Source organism: Kitasatospora sp. NPDC127116, assembly GCF_042677365.1.
In the GTDB taxonomy this organism is placed as follows: Bacteria; Actinomycetota; Actinomycetes; order Streptomycetales; family Streptomycetaceae; genus Kitasatospora; species Kitasatospora lactacystinica.
In genome coordinates this window covers 28,781-33,354 of sequence record NZ_JBHXTL010000110.1, presented here as the reverse complement: position 1 = coordinate 33,354, position 4,574 = coordinate 28,781, and the positions used below count along the sequence as shown (strand labels likewise).

The following is a 4,574-nucleotide window of genomic DNA, read 5'->3' as shown; positions in this document are numbered from 1 at the left end:
GTCTCGGCGAGGGGGATGGTGAGGGCGAGGCAGACGGCGCGGGCGGAGGGGACGGGTTTGTGGGTGCGGCGGGCGAGGAGGGCGTAGGTGTCGGCGGGGGTGCGGCCGCGGGAGAGGGCGTGGCCGGCGAGGGTGGTGAGGTGCATGGGGGTGTGCTTTCAGGCGGTGACGAGGGCGGGGCTGGGGGAGGGGGCGACGAGGGCCCAGACGTACTTGCCGATGCCGCCGGGGAGGGAGGTACAGCCCCAGCGTTCGGCCAACTCGTTGACGAGGAGCAGGCCACGCCCGTGCTCGTCGTCCGGCGAGGAGGCTCGGAGGGACGGGTGTTTGGTGCCGGCGTCGTGGACTTCCAGGCGCAGGCGGGAGCCGGTGACGGTGAAGCGGACCTCGATGTGGCAGTCCTCGGGGGCGTCGGAGTGCTGGACGGCGTTGGCGAAGAGTTCGCCGAGGAGCAACTCGGCGGTGTCGGCGTAGCGGTCGCCGGCGGGGAGGGCGGAGAGGTACGCGCGGAGCAGGTAGCGGGCCAGGGGCGTGGACTCGGTACGGGAGTCGAGGCGCGCGACGAACATGCGGGGGCGGCGGTGGGTTTTGAGCATGGGGGAGTGCCTCAAGGGAGGATTGCGTGCGAATGGAGTGCGTCGTGCGGTGCGCTACGACGCCGACTCGGGGGTCTCGCTGAAGTGAGGGCCCGGACCGCAGCGATGGCGGTCCGGCCTCGGGAGTGTCGGCGTGATCAGCCGACCGGGACCGGGACGCCCCGGACGAGGAGGGGGAGGCCGTCGCCGTGCTCCCAGGCGTCCCAGGCGTCCTCGACACGGCGGCACTGGTCCTCGGCCATGAGGTCGCGGAGCTGGTGACGGGGGACCCAGTGGAGGGCGCGGAGTTCTTCCGGGGGCTGGTGCTGGCTGGCGGTGTTGGCCTGCTGGGGTGTGAGCTTCCCGCCCGCGTAGACGAGGTTGAGGCCCTCGGGGAACTCGGCGGCGGGCATGTAGTCGATGGTGAGGACGGTGCGGAGGGGCAGGACGAGGCCGGTTTCGGTTTCGAGGTGCCGACGGGCCGCGAGGTGGGGGAGCTCGTCCTGCTCGGCGCTGCCGCCGGGGAGGATCAGGCCGTCCATGTAGACGGGATCGACGAGGAGAACGAGCAGGTCGCCCGATCCGTCGGGGTTCTCGCGCAGGGCGAAGATCTGCTGACCCGACCGGCGGGCCGGGGGCTTGCTCATGATGCGGGTCCTGCTCAACTCTGCTCCAGGTAAGAGGGGTTGATGAAGGGTGGCAGCGCCCGCCCGTCGACGGGCGGGCGGTAGGCCTTCCCGGGCGTGACCTCCACGACGATGCTCCCGAGCGGATCGCCGTTCTCCGTGCTGGTGAAGTCCAGTGCGAGTTCGTGGAGTTGAAAGCGAGTCTCGGGATTTCGTGCGTGGTGCAAGAGGTCTCCGCCGGTTGCTCTGCGCTCCCGACGAATCACCGGGTGTAGCCATAGTGGCCCCTTGCCCGCTACGATCGGAAGGCTTTCCCACTTGACAGTTCCCCCGTGTGGTATTCGCGCAGCAGTGGAGGCCTGACGATGCGTGAGTCTCAGCTGGATCCATCGGCCTCGCCCCTCAAGGCGTTCGGGGCCCAACTGCGCAAGCTGCGCAAGGCAGCAGGCTTGACGCAGACCCAGCTCGGCCAGCGTACAAACTTGAGTGATAGTCAGATTTCGAACCTCGAAAGAGGGACACGCAATCCCACGCTTGACTGGGTTCGTAAGGCTGACAAGGTCATCGATGCCGGTGGAACATTGGAACTGACGTACTGGAGCCTGAGCCGGTCGTCGTTGCTGGAAGGGTTTCCCGAGTACGCGGCGCAAGAGGCGAAGGCTCAGGGCATCTCCCACTTCGAGCTGGGCGTCGTGCCCGGCCTGGCTCAGACCATGGAGTACGCCAACGCCTTTGCGTCCGCAGCCGTGCGGCGCGGCAGCATTACCGAGGAGCAGGCAGCAGATCGGCTCGACTTCCTGGCCACACGGCAGAAGCTGCTCGACCAGCGGTCGGTTCCGCGCCTGCACTTCGTCCTGGATGAAGGTGCGCTCCTGCGAAGGGTGGGAGGGCCCAGGGTCATGGCGCGGCAGCTGGCGCACCTTGAAGACCTCGCGAGTCGTCCGAACGTCACCATCCAGGTGGCGCCGTTCTCACTCGCAGAAGAGCTGCCGTTCACCATGATGGTCACGCTGCTTACCCTGGTGGATCGATCACTCCTGGCATACTCGGAGTGCCAGCTGCGCGGCTTCCTCGCGCGAGACGCTGATACGGCCCAGGCCTGGGAACGGGACTACCATCAGCTCCAGGTGGAAGCGCTGTCGAAGGCCGCGTCACTGGAGATGATCCGCAAGCAAGGCGTGAGAGGAACGTCATGATTTCCCCTGTAGACCTGTCAGACGCCGCATGGTTCAAGAGCAGTTACAGCAATAATGGCGGGTCTTGCGTCGAGGTGGCTCCCGACTTCCCCGGCCTGACTCCTGTCCGTGACTCCAAGGACCCTCAGGGCCCGGCTCTCGTCTTCCCGGCCGAGTCGTGGAAGTCGTTCGTCGCGGCTGTCCGCAGCGGCGAGTTCGGCGACGTCTGAGCCCGAGCCCGAAGGAGGCGGCCCCCGCTTGGGGGCGGTTTCCGGGGGCATGGCAGCACGTGGCCGGCCGGCCAGGTCAGGCTGCGAAGAGGTATTCAGGCGCTCGGCTGGGGTTTCCCAGCCGAGCGTTTTTGTGCAAGCGGGGGAGGACACGGAAGCTCAAACGGCCGAACACTGTCTTCGAGGCCGGATTCCCCGACATGCCTGCCATCGTTGACCAGCCGACAGATACGGTGTCAGGGCTGATCGACCTGGGGAGCCTCGATATGGACCCATCCCGGCGCGGAGTCATCACGGCCAGCCTCTACTCGGTGGCCCTCACGATTCCAGGCTGGCCCGACCTGGTGGGCCGCTTCGAGAAACTGCGAACCAACCCGCACCTGCGGATCGGCATGGCGGAGGTCCACGCGGTTGCCGCGATGACCGAACGGATCAGCGACCTGGACGACCAGTTCGGCGGCCGGATGGCCCGCCCGATGGCCGCCTCGTTCATGGTCAACACGATCGCCCCGTACCTGCGGGCGGACGCCACCGAGGACGTCCGCAAGGCGATGCTGTCGGCCGCCGCCGACCACTGCTACCTGACCGGCTACATGGCCATGGACGAACGCCACGATTCCCTGGCCCAGCGCTACTACATGAAGGCTCTGGAACTGGCCGGGCACGCGGGCGACCACCTCACGTACTGCACCACGCTGCGTGGCATGAGCGTGCAGGCCGTCGACCTCGGCCATGGCGACACTGCTCTACGGTTCGCGGACGCAGCCTCAGCCGCTTCGCCGCAGGCCGGCCCCCGGATGAGGGCCTTCCTTGCCGGCCAGCAGGCCCACACCACCGCCCAGACCGGAGACAAGGCCGGAGCCCTCCACCACCTGCGGATAGCGGAAGTCGCGATGGAGCAGGCCGAGTCCAAAGCGAAGGCTTTCGGCTCCTACGATCCGTCCTCCCTGGCGTACCACGAGGCCAAGGTCCGCTGGGAACTCGGGGACAAGACCGGCGCCATCACCGCGATGGAGGCGTCCGACCGCCTGCGGTACTCCGTGTACGTGCGCAACCGGGTGCGGATGACCGGCATGCTCGCAGAGTGGAAGCTGCAGGCCGGCCGCCTCGAAGAAGCCTGCGCGGACTGGCACCGAGCTCTCGACGACTACCCGACCATCCAGTCCGGCCGGGCCGACGACCGCTTCCGTTCGATGCTGGCCATGATCAAGCCCCACCAGCGCAACCGGCATGCACGAGACCTGCGTGACCGTGCTCAGCTGATGACCAAGGCAGCTTGACCTGGATCGAGGCTGTCCCCGGGCACCGGTGCCCGGGGACAGCCAATCAAGCAGACGCTCGGCTGGGCTTGCCCCCAGCCGAGCGTTTTTGTGTGAGCGGGGGAGGGCACGGAAGGGCTGTGAGTGCTATGGAACTTGACCTGGCCGATGCCAGATGGCGGAAGAGTACGTGCAGCAACAATGGGGGTAACTGCGTTGAGGTCGCAGCGGACTTCCCGGGTCTTGCTCCCGTTCGTGACTCGAAGGATCCTCAGGGTCCGGCCCTGGTCTTCCCGGCCGAGGCCTGGGTGTCGTTCGTTGCCGCTGTCCGCAGCGGCGAGTTCGGCCAAGTCTGAGAGGGGCGTCATGACCGACGGCGTAGATCTGTCCGGGACTCGGTGGTTCAAGTCTTCCTACAGTAATAACGGGGGTGACTGCGTCGAGGTGACACTGGACTTCCCCGGCCTGGCTCCTGTCCGTGACTCGAAGGACCCCGACGGCTCGGCGCTCGTCTTCCCGGCCGAGGCCTGGGTGTCGTTCGTTGCCGCTGTCCGCAGCGGCGAGTTCAGCGAAGCCTGAGAGGATGACCATGCACGACGGCACTGCCCTCGACCAGGGCTGCTACGGCTGGGTCAAGTCCAGCTACAGCAGCAGCGAGAACGGCGACTGCGTCGAGGTCGGCCGGACCGCGGCCGGCACCATCCCGGTG

The 4,574-nt window shown here is 67.4% G+C and carries 9 protein-coding genes; 6 read left to right on the top strand and 3 right to left on the bottom strand.

The annotated features are described in order from the left end of the window. Positions 1–158: 158 nt before the first annotated feature. The 3 genes from ACFVHV_RS32975 to ACFVHV_RS32965 form a co-directional block, all read right to left on the bottom strand. Complete coding sequence (locus ACFVHV_RS32975) at positions 159–596, bottom strand: ATP-binding protein (protein ID WP_380356079.1); 438 nt, start codon at positions 594–596, stop codon at positions 159–161. A 137-nt stretch (positions 597–733) separates the two neighbouring features. Continuing rightward, a complete protein-coding gene (locus tag ACFVHV_RS32970; RefSeq protein WP_380356076.1) occupies positions 734–1,222 on the bottom strand; it encodes an NUDIX domain-containing protein in 489 nt (162 codons plus the stop codon). A 14-nt stretch (positions 1,223–1,236) separates the two neighbouring features. Further along, positions 1,237–1,428, bottom strand: coding sequence for a hypothetical protein (locus ACFVHV_RS32965; protein ID WP_380356073.1), 192 nt, complete (start codon positions 1,426–1,428; stop codon positions 1,237–1,239). A gap of 138 nt (positions 1,429–1,566) precedes the next feature. Between ACFVHV_RS32965 and ACFVHV_RS32960 the strand changes: the two genes are divergently transcribed. The 6 genes from ACFVHV_RS32960 to ACFVHV_RS32935 all read left to right on the top strand — a co-directional run. After that, positions 1,567–2,397 (top strand): helix-turn-helix domain-containing protein, encoded by an 831-nt coding sequence (locus ACFVHV_RS32960; protein WP_380356071.1) that lies wholly within the window; start codon positions 1,567–1,569, stop codon positions 2,395–2,397. Beyond that, the gene (locus ACFVHV_RS32955; protein WP_380356069.1) at positions 2,394–2,606 is read left to right on the top strand and encodes a DUF397 domain-containing protein; all 213 of its coding nucleotides are present in this window, start codon (positions 2,394–2,396) and stop codon (positions 2,604–2,606) included. The genes ACFVHV_RS32960 and ACFVHV_RS32955 overlap by 4 nt, the downstream gene beginning before the upstream one ends. A 266-nt stretch (positions 2,607–2,872) precedes the next feature. Further along, positions 2,873–3,886 (top strand): transcriptional regulator, encoded by a 1,014-nt coding sequence (locus ACFVHV_RS32950; protein ID WP_380356066.1) that lies wholly within the window; start codon positions 2,873–2,875, stop codon positions 3,884–3,886. A 128-nt stretch (positions 3,887–4,014) separates the two neighbouring features. Beyond that, complete coding sequence (locus ACFVHV_RS32945; protein ID WP_380356063.1) at positions 4,015–4,221, top strand: DUF397 domain-containing protein; 207 nt, start codon at positions 4,015–4,017, stop codon at positions 4,219–4,221. A gap of 10 nt (positions 4,222–4,231) precedes the next feature. Continuing rightward, on the top strand, positions 4,232–4,444 hold the full coding sequence (locus ACFVHV_RS32940) for a DUF397 domain-containing protein (protein WP_380356061.1): 213 nt from the start codon (positions 4,232–4,234) through the stop codon (positions 4,442–4,444). Between the two features lie 4 nt (positions 4,445–4,448). Then, a partial coding sequence (locus tag ACFVHV_RS32935) for a DUF397 domain-containing protein (RefSeq protein WP_380356086.1) occupies positions 4,449–4,574 on the top strand: 126 nt, incomplete at its 3' end.